This window comes from Ruegeria sp. CDSB029, from assembly GCF_059611125.1.
In genome coordinates, this window is the sequence record NZ_JBXWOX010000042.1 from 1 (window position 1) to 15,872 (window position 15,872).

The 15,872-nt window shown below is 56.3% G+C and carries 9 protein-coding genes and 2 pseudogenes; 9 read left to right on the forward strand and 2 right to left on the reverse strand.

Annotated elements, in window-relative coordinates; translation table 11 throughout:
• Positions 1–238: 238 nt before the first annotated feature.
• On the reverse strand, positions 239–1,174 hold the full coding sequence (locus AC2FI8_RS23950; RefSeq protein ID WP_496727475.1) for a LysR substrate-binding domain-containing protein: 936 nt from the start codon (positions 1,172–1,174) through the stop codon (positions 239–241).
• Positions 1,175–1,411: 237 nt separating this feature from the next.
• On the opposite strand from AC2FI8_RS23950, the gene AC2FI8_RS23955 reads away from it, so the two are divergent.
• From AC2FI8_RS23955 to AC2FI8_RS23975, 5 genes are all read left to right on the forward strand, one after another.
• On the forward strand, positions 1,412–2,365 hold the full coding sequence (locus tag AC2FI8_RS23955; protein WP_496781181.1) for an ABC transporter substrate-binding protein: 954 nt from the start codon (positions 1,412–1,414) through the stop codon (positions 2,363–2,365).
• A gap of 81 nt (positions 2,366–2,446) precedes the next feature.
• On the forward strand, positions 2,447–3,475 hold the full coding sequence (locus AC2FI8_RS23960) for a quaternary amine ABC transporter ATP-binding protein (protein ID WP_496781182.1): 1,029 nt from the start codon (positions 2,447–2,449) through the stop codon (positions 3,473–3,475).
• A complete protein-coding gene (locus AC2FI8_RS23965) occupies positions 3,475–5,457 on the forward strand; it encodes an ABC transporter permease (protein WP_496781183.1) in 1,983 nt (660 codons plus the stop codon). The genes AC2FI8_RS23960 and AC2FI8_RS23965 overlap by 1 nt, the downstream gene beginning before the upstream one ends.
• 14 nt (positions 5,458–5,471) lie before the next feature.
• Entirely contained in the window at positions 5,472–7,871 is a 2,400-nt protein-coding gene (locus tag AC2FI8_RS23970) for a trimethylamine N-oxide demethylase (protein WP_496781184.1), read from the forward strand.
• Between the two features lie 54 nt (positions 7,872–7,925).
• A complete protein-coding gene (locus AC2FI8_RS23975; protein ID WP_496781185.1) occupies positions 7,926–8,429 on the forward strand; it encodes a hypothetical protein in 504 nt (167 codons plus the stop codon).
• Here the strand turns inward: AC2FI8_RS23975 and AC2FI8_RS23980 are convergent.
• Positions 8,368–9,161 (reverse strand): annotated as a pseudogene (locus tag AC2FI8_RS23980) (IS5 family transposase). The gene AC2FI8_RS23975 and the pseudogene AC2FI8_RS23980 sit on opposite strands and share 62 nt — an antisense overlap.
• A gap of 88 nt (positions 9,162–9,249) precedes the next feature.
• Here AC2FI8_RS23980 and AC2FI8_RS23985 point away from each other — a divergent pair.
• The 4 genes and pseudogenes from AC2FI8_RS23985 to AC2FI8_RS24000 all read left to right on the forward strand — a co-directional run bounded on the left by AC2FI8_RS23985 (position 9,250) and on the right by AC2FI8_RS24000 (position 15,468).
• Positions 9,250–9,522, forward strand: a complete 273-nt coding sequence (locus AC2FI8_RS23985) for a hypothetical protein (RefSeq protein ID WP_496781186.1) — start codon at positions 9,250–9,252, stop codon at positions 9,520–9,522.
• Positions 9,523–9,684: 162 nt separating this feature from the next.
• Positions 9,685–10,682 (forward strand): annotated as a pseudogene (locus AC2FI8_RS23990) (IS110 family RNA-guided transposase).
• A gap of 491 nt (positions 10,683–11,173) precedes the next feature.
• Positions 11,174–15,178, forward strand: coding sequence for a peptidoglycan DD-metalloendopeptidase family protein (locus tag AC2FI8_RS23995; RefSeq protein ID WP_496781187.1), 4,005 nt, complete (start codon positions 11,174–11,176; stop codon positions 15,176–15,178).
• On the forward strand, positions 15,175–15,468 hold the full coding sequence (locus AC2FI8_RS24000; RefSeq protein ID WP_496781188.1) for a hypothetical protein: 294 nt from the start codon (positions 15,175–15,177) through the stop codon (positions 15,466–15,468). The genes AC2FI8_RS23995 and AC2FI8_RS24000 overlap by 4 nt, the downstream gene beginning before the upstream one ends.
• The last annotated feature ends 404 nt before the right edge of the window (positions 15,469–15,872 follow it).

A 15,872-nucleotide genomic window follows, 5' to 3' on the forward strand; every position in this document is an offset into this window, starting at 1 on the left:
CCTGAATAGGCTTCTTCTGCGCCTCGCGCGCAATTTCAATGTCCGATTTATAGCTCATTGGGCAAAACCCCCGGTTGGAAAAGTCTGACAACACCTTGTCCGGAGCGGTGGCGCACCGTCTCAGATTCGTTTTTTCTTTAAGGTAAATAAATATTCCCTTGGGTCAATATGCGAGTTGTAGTAGCCAAATAGCTCACTGCCAAACTCACCATCAATGCCCAGTCGTCAACGACCCAAATCAAGCGTATCTTTTTCGACCTGCGCTGAGACTCAGCAGCCAATCTTCGACAATTAATTGCTCTGGAAAAGCACTGTTGAAAGGTCTTTTCAATAGGTAGTATCCTGACTCCGTTCGCACCGATGCGTCCTGGACTGGCCTGACCAAAGCGCCGCTTTCCAGCAATGGGTCAACAAGATGGGCCCAACCCAATGCAATTCCCAACCCATCAACCGCTGCTTGTACTGACAATGGGTAGGTGTTGAACGCGACAGCCTGTTCCATTGATGACGTCGATACACCATTGCCGCTGAACCATGCACGCCATGTCATCCATTCTGCATGGCCGCTGGTGACCTCAATGAGGTCAAGTTCCGGTAGCGCAGAAAGTTCCGCCGCATTGGGATTGCTTTTTAGGTACTCGGGGCTGCAAACCGGAAAAACGGTTTCTCCGAACAGAAGCTTTGCCTCGTACCCCGGCCAGTCGCCATCCCCTCGCAGAATGGTAAGGTCCATAGAATCTGACAGACATTCCGCGTCACTGTCAGAAGACACCAAAGAGATGCGGATACGGCCATTGGATTTGTTGAACTTGCGAAGTTGCGGCATCAGCCAAAGAGACGCAACAGAATTGGTCGCCGAAATCGAAACCGTATTGGCCTGATGCTTGGCCAGCATGTCGCGGCTGACATCCCGCATCAGGTCCAGTGATTTTTCCACGGTTGCCAACAGGATGGCACCCTGCTGAGTAAGGGAAACAGAACGATGCCCCCGTACAAACAAGGGCACGTCATAATGCTGTTCCAGTAAGCGCACTTTGCGGCTGATTGCGGTCTCTGAGATGTTCAGAACCTTGCTGGCTTGCGCAAAACTCTGCGCCTTGGCAGCTGCCTCAAATGCCAACAAATAGTCCAGCGGCGGCAAGACTTTCCCGGTGACTGGCGCTTTTTTTGGCATTTGGGGGCCTTTTCCCGAACTGGACGAGGACACGATCAAGAACATTTGCCCGCATCTGTCTGCATCGGATCAGGCAACTGTTTGTTAAGATAGCAAAAAGTCGGATTAGCCTCAAGAAATTATGGTCAAAGCCCCTCAAATTTCTGTTCTGCGTATTAGACGATCTTGGGCAGAATGCATGAATTCGGGGCCGGAAGAGTCCTCAACTCAAAAATGAATGTCACTCAGGGAGCAAACATGAAACTTACAAACCTACTTTCTGCTGCAACCTTGGCAGCAGTAGCGGGAACTGGCGCGGCTGCCGAAGACAGCAGCGACCCGATCGTTATTCCAATCCACAACTGGTCCAGCCAAATCGTGATGTCGAATGTTGTCGGCCTGATCTTCGAAGAGATGGGCAACAACGTCGAATATGTCACCACTGACAGCCAGGCCGTCTATGAATCGGTACGTTTGGGCGACGTCGCGCTTGAAATGGAAGTCTGGGAAGGTGCGTTTGGTGCATCCTACCGCGCGGCGCTGGAAAAAGGCGGTCTGCATGACGCTGGCGATCACGATGCGGTCACGCGCGAGGATTGGTGGTATCCGATGTGGACCAAGGAGTCCTGCCCGGGTCTGCCTGACTGGCAGGCACTGAACGACTGTGCGCACCTGTTCGCCACAGCCGAAACCGGTGACAAGGGCCGTTATCTGGATGGACCGGTCGACTGGCTTAAGCATGGTAAAGAACGCGCCGAAGCGCTCGATTTGAACTTTACCGTAATCAACGCGGGTTCCGCTGCAGCCCTTTGGGCTGAGATTGGCGCGGCTGAGGCTGATAAGAAGCCGGTTCTCGTGTTTAACTGGACACCAAACTTCGCCGAAGCTGTCTGGCCCGGTGAGTTCGTTGAGTTCCCGGCTTGGGAAGATGGGTGCGACAAAGATCCGGCCAAGGGCCCCAACCCGGAAGCGTTGTATGATTGCGGCAACCCTGCCAAGGGTTACCTAAAAAAGGCAGCTTGGGATGGCATGAAAGATAAGTGGCCGGCCGCGTATTGCGCCCTGACCGAGATTTCTTTCACCAACCCGCAGATTGCTGAGATGGCGAAGCTGGTCGACACGGATGAGCTTGAGCCGGAAGAAGCGGCCGAGGAATGGCTGGACGCCAATCGCGACGTTGTTGATCCCTGGATCAGCGCCTGCAGCGCATAATCCGGTTACACAACCGAAACTGGCGCGGCCTTGTCTATCACATCGATGCAAGGCCGCGCTTAACAAGAAAGAAAGGCAGCCATGTCAGCCACCGCGCCCGTCATCTCAGCCAAAAATGTCTGGAAACTGTTTGGGCCCTCGCCAGAGAGCTATCTGAAATCCATGCCCGCGGGTCGCAGCTTTGATGAGATTCGGGCGGATGGGTACATCGCCGGGGTCAAGGATGTCTCGATCGAAGTGGACCAGGGAGAGATGCTGGTCATCATGGGGCTGTCGGGATCGGGTAAGTCGACACTGGTACGGTGCTTCTCACGCCTGCACGACATCACAGGCGGAACGATTGAGGTGGACGGTCAGGATATCATGAGCCTGAGCGAACGCGAGCTGATTGAACTGCGCCGCAACAAGATGGGTATGGTGTTTCAGTCCTTCGGATTGCTGCCGCATCGCACGGTTTTGGACAACGTGGCCTTCCCGTTGGAAATGCGTGGACAGGATCGCCACGACCGGCGCGAACGCGCGCTGGAAGTCATCAAACTGGTTGGCCTTGAAGGCCGCGAAGAATACTTCCCGCGCGAACTAAGTGGCGGTCAACAGCAACGGGTCGGTATCGCCCGATCCTTGGCTATCGAACCGGATATTTGGTTTCTTGATGAACCATTTTCGGCGCTTGATCCGCTGATCCGCCGTGAAATGCAGGATGAATTCCTGCGTCTGCAAGAGATGTTGGGCAAAACCATCGTCTTCATCACGCATGACTTTGACGAGGCGCTGCGCCTCGCCGACCGGATTGCCATCATGCGCAACGGTGCGGTCGAGCAATGCGACACCCCGGACCAGATCGTGATGAACCCCGCCACCGAATACGTGGCCAAGTTTACCGAGGACATCGACAAAGCCCGAGTCGTGCACGCGAAAGGGCTTGCAAAACCCGTAAACGGTCATGCGCTGGAAGGCGCCCCGATCAATGGTGCCTCAACCATTCATGAACTGGCGCGCGTATTGGTCAACGACGACAGGATCCTTTTGCCGGTCGCGAATGACAAAGGCGTTGTAACAGGCGTTCTAGACCGCAACACCGCGTTGAACGTTCTGCTTGGAGCCGAATGATGGCGACGCTGTCCACCGAAATACCGGACACATCCGACAGAACGTTTGGACGGACCAAAGTCCTTACGGCACTGCTTGTCACGGCCTTTGCGCTAATCCTTGCCAAGGCCGTGGGCATTCTGCCTGAATGGCTAAACCGAATTCCTGAAGCCGCAATACCGCCAACGGCGCAAATTCTGGATACTGTCTTTAACTTCATTCAAAACGACCTGGGCCTGATTTATGTCACTCGCTTTATTGCAGAAGGCCCGTTGGAGTTTTTGCTGGATACGTCTGCGAACCTGCTAGAGGGCAAGCGGCGCTGGCCCTATCTGGGCCCAATTCCATGGTCCGCAATCGCCGCTGTGGCTGCTGTTGTCGGCTATGCCGTAGGTGGCTGGAGGCTCGCCGCGTTGGGAGCCGGAACCTTTATCTGGACCGCGGCAATCGGGCAGTGGAAGATCGCCATGCAAACGATGTCTGTCATCGTAGTCGCGGCACCTCTGGCATTTCTCCTGGGCTTGGTTCTGGGCATCGCCGCCTGGAAATACGGCTGGTTCGAACGGATGCTGAAACCCATCCTGTCCGTGTTGCAAACCCTGCCCTTCTTTACGTATCTCTTGCCCGCAGTGATCTTCTTTAAGGTCGGACCGACAGCTGGGGCCGTCGCAACAATTACCTTTGCCATTCCACCGATGATCCTGATGACCACTTTGGGCCTGAAAAAGGTCAGCCCCGAAGTGATTGAAGCCGGCCAGATGTCCGGGTGCACACGCTGGCAGATGCTGCGCCATGTTTATGTTCCGGCTGCACGCACCGAGGTTCTGGTTGGCGTTAACCAAGTGATCATGCTGTGTTTGGCGATGGTGGTTTTGACCGCCTTTATCGGCATGCCCGGTCTTGGAGCCAAGCTGTTGGCAATGATGGGCAGCTTCAAACTTGGCCGGTCTTTCGAGATAGGTGTGACCATCGTGCTTCTGGCTGTAACGCTTGATCGGATGTCCAAGGCCTGGGTTGTCAAACAGCCTGTTCATTTTGAACGTGGGACGCCGTGGTGGAAACGGCACCAGATTTCGCTGGTCGCTTTGGGTCTGTTTGTTGGGTTTATTTTGCTCGCGCAGATTTTCCCGATCCTGGCCGAAGTTGGCCGCAAGCAGCATCTCAGCCAGGGCAAGGAAATCGACGTGGTGATCAAGTCGATTCTGGCCATCGATGTGATCAAGGGCACAACCGAATGGCTGCGTTGGTTCCTGAACGTCAAGGTTTTGATCCCGTTCCGGAATACCCTACTCGCCATTCCAACCCCCGCTTTCATACTGCTGGTTGTATCCTTTGCCTATTGGGTCGGTGGCCGAAAACCCGGCATCTACGCCGCGATCTTTTTTACGATTGTCGCCTTCTCGGGCTGGTGGGATCGGTCGGTCATCACGCTTTATACTGTGATTTCAGCAGTCGCGCTGGCGACTATGATCGGCATCCCCTTGGGCGTTGTTGCAGCCCGGTCCAACCGCTGGTCCAAGAGCATCCTGCTGGCCTGCGACACCGCGCAAACCTTCCCAAGCTTCATCTACCTGATCCCCGCAATCATGCTGTTTGGGGTCAATGATGTGGCAGTTGTATTCTCAATCCTGATCTTCGCCGCCGTGCCGCTGATCCGTTACACGATTATTGGTCTCAGCAGCGTACCGCCGGAAATGACCGAGGCTGCTGATATGTCCGGCTCTACCCGTCGGCAAAAGCTGATGTCGGTACAATTTCCGTTGGCACTGCCGACAATGGCCGTCGGGTTCAATCAGGCAATCATGTTCGCCTTCTTCATGGTTATCATTGCCGCCTTCATCGGCACGCAGGATCTGGGGCAGGAACTGCAACGAACACTGGCAGGCACCGAATTGGGCAAGAACTTTGTGCTGGGTCTGAACGTGTCGCTGATGGCACTGACATTTGACATGGCAATCAGCAGCTGGGCCGAGAAGCGCAAGCGCGCTTTGGGGCTGGATTAACCGGAGTTTCGGAGATGAACGTAAAACCTGTATTTGAGGTCCCGTTCGAACGCAGCGGAGTTCTGGCCCCCGGCCTTCCGATCCTGCCACATGGAACGGAACGCCACCCGGTCCCCGGAATGGGGTCCCGCGCTGTTCCGGTCTCCAAAGGCGATACGATAACCTTGCTGGACCGCGACGGGATGCAACCGGCCGAGATGGTCTTCTTTGCCCCTGACCGGAGTTCCGATGCGGCCATGCTTGGCGCGCAGGGGCACGGGCGACCGGAGGGATTGATTGCGACGCTGGCCAATGGATCGCCGTCCGGCAAGAAAGTGCTACGCGCTTTGGAAGTTGCCGGATTTGACATCGGAAAAGGTGACGCAATCCGAGCGTTCATGGACGGGTCGCGCCCTGGCGACATGGTGCATTTCGTCGCTGAAAGTGATGGCCTTCTGATCGTGGCTGCACCCGGCAAGGCGATGCGCCCCGAAGATAACAACCCTCCCACGGATATCATTTTGTACATCCAGCGATCTGCACCCGGTTTGGCAAAGCCCGATGTTGGACCACCCGAACCGCTGGCCGATCCGCTCAAGGACTTCAATATTCAGCCGGGCAACGCCCACTCGTACCAGGTCAAGGCCGGCGAGTTCATCCAGATTGTCGATATTCGCGGGCGTGAATGCTCGGATTTTCAGGCCTTCAGCCTCCGAGCGCTGGATCAGGGGATCGAACGCGAGATTGATCCGACAACAACGCGCAGCCTAATGGGCAGCTTGTACCCAAAACCGGGAATTTTTTCGAAATACTGGTCGGTAGATCAGGAGCCACTGATAGAGATCGTTCAGGATACCTGCGGGCGTCATGACACGTTTGGCCTTGCCTGTACGGCGCGGTATTACGAAGATCTCGGTTACCCCGGCCACGTGAACTGCTCGGACAATATCAACAAGGATTTGGACCAGTACGGCATCAAGCCGCGTGGTGGTTGGCCCGCGATCAACTTCTTTTTCAACACAATGCTGGACGACACCAACGCCATTGGCATGGACGACCCCTGGTCGCGCCCCGGTGACTTCGTCTTGTTGCGCGCGCTGACCGATCTGGTCTGCGTCAGCACCGGCTGTCCCTGCGACATTGATCCAGCAAATGGCTGGAATCCAACCGATATTCAGGTGCGAACCTACAAGGCGACCGAGGATTTCAAAAGATCCTACGGCTATAGAAAATCTGCGGAGGCGGATGTGGAAGAAACCAAGAAAACTGCATTTCACGACTGCTTTGCACGGCACACCCGTGATTTCGTCGAATATAACGGCTATTGGCTGCCCAACACGATGACCAATCACGGCGCGATTGCCGAATACTGGGCCTGCCGCGACAAGGTTGCGGTTATGGACCTCAGCCCTTTGCGTAAATACGAAGTTGTCGGACCCGATGCAGAAGAGCTGTTGCAGCTTTGCGTAACCCGCAACATGAAAAAGCTAAGCGTTGGTCAGGTCGTTTATACCGCGATGTGCTATGAACACGGCGGTATGATCGACGATGGTACGGTTTATCGATTGGGTGAAACAAACTTTCGCTGGATTGGCGGGAATGACACGAGCGGATTGTGGCTGCAGGAACAGGCACTCAAACGCAATATGAATGTCTGGGTGCGCAATTCGACGGATCAGTTGCACAACATCGCGGTTCAGGGACGGCACAGCCGTGACATCCTTTCCAAGATCTTTTGGACACCGCCTCAGCAACCGACGATCGAAGAACTGCCATGGTTCCGGCTGACCGTGGCTCGGGTTGGTGATGTGCAGGGGACATCTGTGGTAATTTCCCGGACCGGATATTCAGGTGAGCTGGGGTATGAAATCTTCTGCCATCCCAAAGATGCCGTCGAGATCTTTGATCGCGTCTGGGAGGTTGGTCAGGAATATGGCATAACTCCGCTTGGACTTGCGGCACTGGATATGGTGCGGATCGAAGGTGGCTTGATTTTTGCCGGGTCCGAATTCGACGATCAAACCGATCCCTTCGAGGCTGGCATCGGCTTCACCGTTCCACTGAAGTCAAAGCCCGACGATTTTATCGGGCGGATAGCGATTGAAGAACGCAAGGCCCATCCTCATCGCAAACTGGTCGGTTTCGAGGTTGAGGGAGGTACGGTCCCCTCGCCCGGCGACTGTGTACGTGTTGGAAAGGCGCAAGTTGGAGAGATTACCAGCGCGATGAAATCACCCATTCTGGGCAAGGTCATTGCGTTAGGCCGGGTTTCGGTCACTCATGCCGTCGTCGGAGCTGACATTGAAATCGGGCAACTGGACGGCCAGCAAAAGCGCCTGAAAGCCAAGGTCGTGCCTTTCCCGCATTTTGACCCGACAAAGGAACGCGTGAAGGGCAACTATTCAATTGCTGATGTTCCTGATGCCGCAGAATGACGACTCTTCAACAAAAGTATTGGTCACAGGGATTCTCCCGTCCGGGCGCAACGTATGCGATTGTTTGCCGAGCTAAAACTGCACAGCAACAGGAGTTCTGTCTGCCCCGCTCCTGCGTCCGATATCGAACCTCACAATAGTGTCTCGTTGAGTTTTTGGCTTTCACTTGTGACGGTTGTGTTTGTTCAACCGACTATTGGACTGGCTGCTGAATGCGCACAAATTTCTGCACTTGAAAACTATGATGACACCGGGATTGCACCTGTTGGGTCCGTATGCCAGCCATTTGACGGCTTGGGCAATTCACGCGGCGTTTCGTGTTATTGGGAATTTCAGTTCAGAAGCGATGAGGCCACAAGCTACTTCCACGACATATGGGCTGAAGTGGCGCGTTGCCGAGACGGTACGCCGGCTCCGATTGATAGGCAGGTCAATCACCCAGACAGCTATGTGCTTAGAGAATTGGACGCCGGAATTCGTGTCTATCGGGTTGCCATTAAAGACAAGAGCCAAGAGAAGCGCACACTGGTTTTCCTGAGTGTCGAGCACAACAACTGAGACGACCGCCTGACGTCAGTTCCAACGGGATCGCTTCAACCACCACCTTGGGTGTGCAAAAGATTCCGTCCGTCAAGCGACCAAACATGATTTCAATTCTATTTCGTAGTTTGTAGCAGCGTTTGTTGTACCAGGCGGGCTTGTCGCGTGATTTCCGGACCGGGATGCAGGGCTTTAGGCCTTTGTTATAAGGGCTTCGCGAAACCCGTCCGCATCATAGCCGCGATCACCCAGTAACCAATCAGCGATGGCAGGCTGTTCACCAGAGCCCTGGCGCCCGTGAAATCGCTGATTTGCCAGCGGAAAGGAAGTAGCGTATCGGACGTCCGAGACTATCGGTAACAGCATGCAGCTTCGTGTTCATGCCGCCTTTGGCTCGCCCGATCAGCCTGCCGCGACCCTCTTTTTCAACCGCAGGCTGGAGGCCGTGCGCTGCGCTTTGAGGTCGGTCGCGTCAATCATGTTGGTCTTGTGATCGGTCCCCTCCGCTGCCAGTCCGGCCATGATCCGAGCAAACACGCCCATATTTCTCCACCGCTTCCAAGGGTTATATAGCGTCTTTGGCGGGCCATATTCACGAGGCGCATCGGACCAGCGCAACCCATTGCAATTGATGAAAATAATGGCGCCAAACACAATCCGATCGTCAACCCACGACTTGCCATGGCTCTTTGAAAAGTAAGGCCGAAGACGCTCCATCTGTTGGTCTGTCAGCCAGAATAGATTGCTCATGAAGTACCCCTGCAACTCCGGGGCTTGACTCACGCAGCCGAGATAGTGGCAACAAATTTATGGGTCCAGAACCTAGGCATATGCGCGCGTGTCAGGACCTTGGGGCGAGATCACCACCAATGGCCCGGCAGCCTTCGGCCACTCCGAAGAAGCCATTGCGCATCTGATCCTCTCAGGCGCTTTCGTCGGGTTCTTGCCATCTCACCTTGGGCAGCCTTTTGAGGTATCACTTCAGATGCGTCGAATAGGCTCAAAGAACCTGACTTCCACAACACCGGCTGGTATTCTGCAGTCCGCAAGGGAAAAGGAAAACCCACTTGCTCGAGCCTTCCTGGAAGGGTTGCAAAACGGAGTGCACTGACCCAATTCAACGGCCCATATTCAAACCCGCGCACTGAGATTGGCAGCGGCCCAAACCGGATGAGGTGGGTGGCTCCTGCTCCACCAGCATCGAATATGCCAAAGTGTAGATGTCATCGACTGCTAGAAAAGGAGCGACCCAAGGACAGAAAAGACTGGAGGCCTGGATCTGGCCAAGGATGTTTTTCAAGTTCACGGCATTTCAGAGAACGGCCGAGTGATTTTCAACAAAGCCATCAAACGCGCAAAGCTGCTCCGCTTCTTTGAGACGCTTCCACCCTGCAGGGTCGGGATAGAAGCCTGCGGCTCGTCTCATCACTGGGGTCGCCAGCTGCGCAAATTAGGGCACGACGTGAAGCTCATGCTGGCCGGATACGTCAAACCCTATATGAAGCGCGGCAAGAACGACGCCGTTGATGCTGAGGCGATCTGTGAAGCGGTCCGTGGACCAACCATGCGATTTGTCGAGATCAAGACGGAAGAGCGGCAAGCCATTCTCTCAATCCATCGGACTCGAGATCTGACCGTCCGGCAGCGCACCCAACTGGCCAACATGATCGCAGCCTTTTGCGTGAGTTTGGGCATATCTTGCCCATTAGGATCGAAGCAGTGACGGCTTTTGCAAAGCGTCACCTTGATGGCGACCATCCAGAAATGCCGGAGATCGCCAACGACGTGCTCGGTATCCAGTGCTATCAGTTTTTCGGCCTGAACGAACGCATCGTTGGCTATTCTAAGATGATCCAGCAACATGCCCTTCTGAATGCAGATGCGCGTAGATTGATGCGTATGCCTGGTATCGGCCCGATCACGGCTTCAACGATTGTCGCTACGATTGGCGATGCTAAACAGTTCCGGACCGGGCGCGATCTGGCGGCTTGGCTCGGACTGACCCCACTTAACAAATCCAGCGGTGGCAAGGAACGTCTGGGCAAGATCACGAAGCAAGGTGATCGCTACATTCGCAAGCTGTTGGTCGTAGGCATGACATCGCATGCTGTGATGGCGAAACGTTCGCCAGAGAAGGTCGATTTGTGGACAGCAAAGATCATCGCAGACAAACCGTTCCGACTGGCAACAATTGCCATGCCCAACAAGGCCGCGCCGGACATCTGGGCGATGCTCACAAAAAAACAGGAATACCGGCAGCCTGCGTTCTAATCGCGTCGACTGTCCACGAGATGCAAGACGTTGAAGTGATGATGCGAAAAAAAGTGAACCAAAAGCAAGGAATCTCCGGGAATGGCAGCGACCCTCAGTGGTCGATAACCCGATTGGACCCTCGCTCGCGGAATTCATCAGGTCAGTGGCGACAATGCCGCCGCGCAAATAGGCCGGACAGACGAGAGTACTGACAAAAACACCCGCAAACATCGCCAATAAACTCTTGCAATGCAGGAGCCACCCACCGAGGTCACTCAACCCCCGCGCGCGACGCTGCAGTCGCAGCCCGTCGAAACGGACCTCAATCGATCGCGCAGCACCACGGGCAATCAATGAGCGAGGCCAATCCGAACGCTGTCAACTCAATCGGACCACTTCATTTAATGACAGGCACTTTACACACCCAGAGTCGCGTTAAGGCGTGACGCGTGCAAAAAGATACATTTTATGGTAGTATTGCGCACTTAATTTCGAACAGGTTTATTGCTATGGACCAAGATCGTTTTAAGCACAGACTTCGTTTTGCTATTGGGATCACGCTTTTATCGGGCATCGTGACGTCTACCGCTTCCGGCCAGGATGTTGACGCGCCAATGGCGTCCGGCATCTCGGAAACAACGATGCGTGCCCAGCCACTGAACAACGCCTTTCCCGCAAACTTCATGGGGACTTGGGAGCCCTATGACGATGGCAACTGGCTGAATTTCGACCTCGACTTCACCAGCGGCACCGAAGCCATTGAGATGCTCGAGGCGCGTGTCACCTACAGGGATGCCGATGGCATGGAACTAGGAACCGCGACCGTGGGACAGCGCGACCTGTCCTTTGCGGTACTCAGCCGGACCGACACAGCCGGAGCGGCCCTGCCTCCGGCATTTGATGAAACCGGTGGACGGCTCGACGATTTCGGCTCATTCGGCGAACAATGCGTTGCGGACATCGTGATAGACTCCAATGGTCTGCTCTACGCCGGAGGGTCAGGGACCAATTCGACGCTGTTCGTCGACGATGGCGGCGAGCCGCTCATCCCATTCGCATCGCCGTCCGCTCTGCCGAACGGATCGCTTTTGTCGCGCTATACCGAGGACGGAGACAATGACGATGCCTTCTCGGCCAACGGGTTGGAAGCGTTGTCGATCGCAAATCCGATCGTTGAAAACGGGACGATCAGACATGGCGTGAACGCCATCGCGGTCGATGCTCTAGGCAATATCTGGGCTGGCGGCGAGGCGTGGCTGCTGGATGTTCCGTCCGATGACGACCTGCTGTCGTGGTGGTCCGTCATGCGGATCGATACGAATGGCGCTGTAGAGCCGTTTTTCGGCGCTCAGATTCTGTTTCCCGAGACGGACAACGGCAGAATAGCCGATCTCGCTTTGCTGTCAGGCAGCATGATCGCCGTCGGCTCCATCGAAGTCGAGGACCGGCCACGGGCGACGCTTGGCATCATCAGTGCAAATGATGCCGAGATCATGGTCGAGGATTTCCTGCCCGACGACATGGTTTCGACATACAGCACTGTCGCATTGGACGACGAGGATCGCATTTACGTCGCCGGCTGGTTCGGTCCGCTGCAGGAACTGATTGTCGATGAAGACGACGAACTCGAAGACCGGACATGGTTCGTCGCGCGGTTTCTGTCCGACGGCATGCTCGACGAGGATTTCGGCACGGCAGGCCGAGTCGATGTCGCCTTTCCAGGGGTCGACCGGGCCGCACCCTTGGCTATGGCCATTGACGGTGACGACCGGATCGTCACCGTCGGCACCGTGTCACCGGGCCCGGGCATCTCGGCCCAGGCCGCCATCGTTCGAATGACATCCTCCGGCGAACTTGACGACGCGCTTGCCCCGGCTGAAGCCGGTACGGGAATCGTGGTGAGGGATTTTGGATTTCCCGGCCTCGTCGGCGCGGGCGATGTTGCGATCGATGCGGAGGGCAGGATCGTTGTCTCCATATTCACCTCTGACATGTTCGCGGCCGTCCGTCTGCTCGATGATGGCGACCTGGACCAGGATTTCAACCAGAACGGCATTGTCGCACTGGAACATCCGGACACGCCTGACCAGACCGGCACGCGATCCACGTCGGTCGCGATCGCATCAGGCAACCGCGTGGTTTTGGGCGGCTGCGCCACCAGCGCTTCAGGCGAGGGGAATATTGCATTGATGCGGCTGAGGGAGGATGGTCTGCTGGATTCCAACGCCACACAGATCCCGCCAGCAACCCGCGTCATCGTTGCCTTCCCCGACGAAGCGCTGGCGGATGACGACCGGTTGTTGCCCTTTGCGGGCGACCCGCCCGCAAGCGTGGATGTCGAGCTTGACGTGCGCGAAGTCGACACTGACGAGGAATGGACGCTTTCGTTCAACGAGATTCCCACGCCGACTTTCGCACCGGTTCCGTTCACCGACGGATCGACCTACGTCTTCCCGCTTTCGCCGCCGCAACTGTTTGTCTCGCTTCCCGATGACGATGCCTGTGCGGCGCTTGACGACAATGACGACGGCGATGACGAGACAGCGCCCGATCCGCCGGTTCTGAACTACCGGATCAATGTTGCTCATGAGCTTCGCTTTGGCGATATCGAAACCCATCACCGGCATTTCGTAAACAGCCTGAACAACCCAAGCGCGACCAACAACCAGCGCTACGCCTATGATATCGGCGTCACGGATGCCGATGGAAACCTGTCCCGCCCCCTCGACGATGCGTGCGAGGGTATCGACAACCTGCAAAACACCGACAGTTACATCTGGGGCCAGCCGGTGATCGCGATCGCCGATGGCGACATCGTCGGCCTCGACAATAGCCAGCCGAGCAACCCGCGCCCGGGTCCACGCCTAGCGAGTGTCCCGGCGCCCGGGAATTTCATCTCGATCCAGCATTCGAACGGAACGGTCTCGAACTACTACCACATGATCCCGGGCTCCATTCCTGCGAATTTCGGAATGATCGGATCCTGCGGAATGGGGCAGGTCTGCAGTGTCGAACAAGGTGACGTGATCGGCATGGTCGGCAATTCCGGTAACAGCAGCGGGCCACATCTGCATTTTCAGCTGATGGACGGACCGAGCCTGAACAACGACGACGGGCTGCTGATCGGGTTCAGCAACGTGATACTGGATGGTATGCTGCAAACGAATGTCATTTTCCACAGCCGACAGGTGCTAGGCGACATCCTGCCAATACCCGAAACCATTGAATTGAATCCGCCGACACCCTCGGGTGCGGTCGGCGAGGCAGAGCCAAATGACGGTCTTGCCGAGCACCATGCCGTGACACCACCGACCATCGTTTCCGGCACGATATCGGTAGTCGAGGCCCCCACCGTCGCAGTGCGCGGCGATCCGGTCGAGGACATCTACCGGTTCCAGAGCGAAACACGTGCCAGGGTGTTCATCCGGCTCGAGGCGGCTCCGGCTTTTGAAGACCTTGACGTATATCTGCTGAACGAGGGCCTACAGATGCTCAACCCTGACCGCGCAGGCTGGGGTCCGGGCGGGATCGAGGAAATCGTGCTCACCGTGCCACCGGGTCGGTTCTATGTCGCGGTTTCGGACCCGGAGGACGGCTCGGGGGTCGACTACGAGCTCGAGATCGATATTCGCCCATTCGCCTGGCAGTATTCGGCCAAGGTGGTGTGCGGCTCACAGCCCGACCCCGAGAACGGGCGTCTGGTGCCGGGACGCTACGCGACAACCGTCAACATTCACAATCCGGGCGGCAACGAGGCGCTGGTTTTCAAAAAGCTTGCACTCGCGTTTCCGCCAGTTGAACAGCGGCCGGGACGAATTCACGAGATTGGCGAGGACACGCTCGGTTATGATCAGGCGGTGAAGACGGATTGCGCCGATCTGGAACTGAATGCGCTGGGTGGCGCACCACCCGAGGGCGAAACCTATTACGAAGGTTGGGTCGTTGTTCAGAGCACCGAACAACTAGACGTCACAGCGGTTTACTCCGCGGCGACGCTGGGGCCTGAAGGCAACGTGACCGGAGCCCACTCGATCGACGTCGAGCAGATTTCTGAACACGGCTTGGGCGTCGACCTTTCGGTCACCAAATCGGCCGAGGATTTCACCTGGCCGTTCGGCGACCGTTTGCTCCATTTCATCCTCTACACGGTTGACGTCGCCAACGCCGGACCGGCGGTTGCTGGCAATGTCCGGGTCAGTGACACCATGGCCCTAAACCTGCTGAACGCGGATGGCGCAGCAGCGCTTCTTCCGTTGCCGCTCGATCTGCCGCCGACAGGGTCGCTGATCTCGATCGAAGCCCTGTCGCAAACCGAATCCGCGGCGGAATTCGATATCGGCGACATCGCCCCCGGATCGGTGCGCAGCATTCGGTTCTGGAGCGTTGCCGCCGCGGGCGCGACAGGTTCCCCGGCCTTTGCGTTTGTCAAGAACACTGCGGTGGTCCGGGCTGGCGAGGCGGAATTGATTGAGGACGACAACAGCGACAGCATCAACACGGCGATATTACCATGACTCAGATGACGCATATTCTGCTGACCGGCCTTGCGGCGCTCTCACCTTTTTTTACCTCCAGCACCTCGGCGCAAAACAGCGAAACCGCACCTCCAAAACCCGAAATCCGGCCGGAAATGCGCATCTGCGGTCAACTGGCGCAACGCGACTCGCTCGCTCAGCTGGATAAGCACCTAAAGCAGTTGGGCCAGGTTGATAGAGACAGCGCCAACTACCGCGCGCCCGACCTGCCAGAAGACCTGCACGCTATGCTGCGATGTCTCATGGCCCGAATCGATACCGGCACTTAGCTGCATTGTGCCCGGCTCGAAACACTCCAAAGTAAACTCTTCCAGCCGTTGAGGCATTTTTTGAGTTTCTGTGCGGCAGCCCGGCCAATTATATCTATCCCGTATCCTGCGGCTGTGGAGAAGTAGCAGCATTCTTCGTCAGTGAAGAGCTCGCAAACGCGACCAACGGCATTCCATAGATCGTGGATGGTTCGGGGGCTCTGCTGCAAAGATTTAGCTGTTGACGCGCTGGGGTTTCGCGCGTGAATGGCTTTCGGTCCCAATTGGTCGAAAGTCATTCACCCGCAGCATCCCACCTCGTCAAGAGCCAAAAGTCTGCAATAGATCCGGTTCTGTCGCAAACTTTTTAGATGGCAAAGCATCAGTGGATTTGGCGAGCAGTTTATCCCGCCATTTGGATGAAC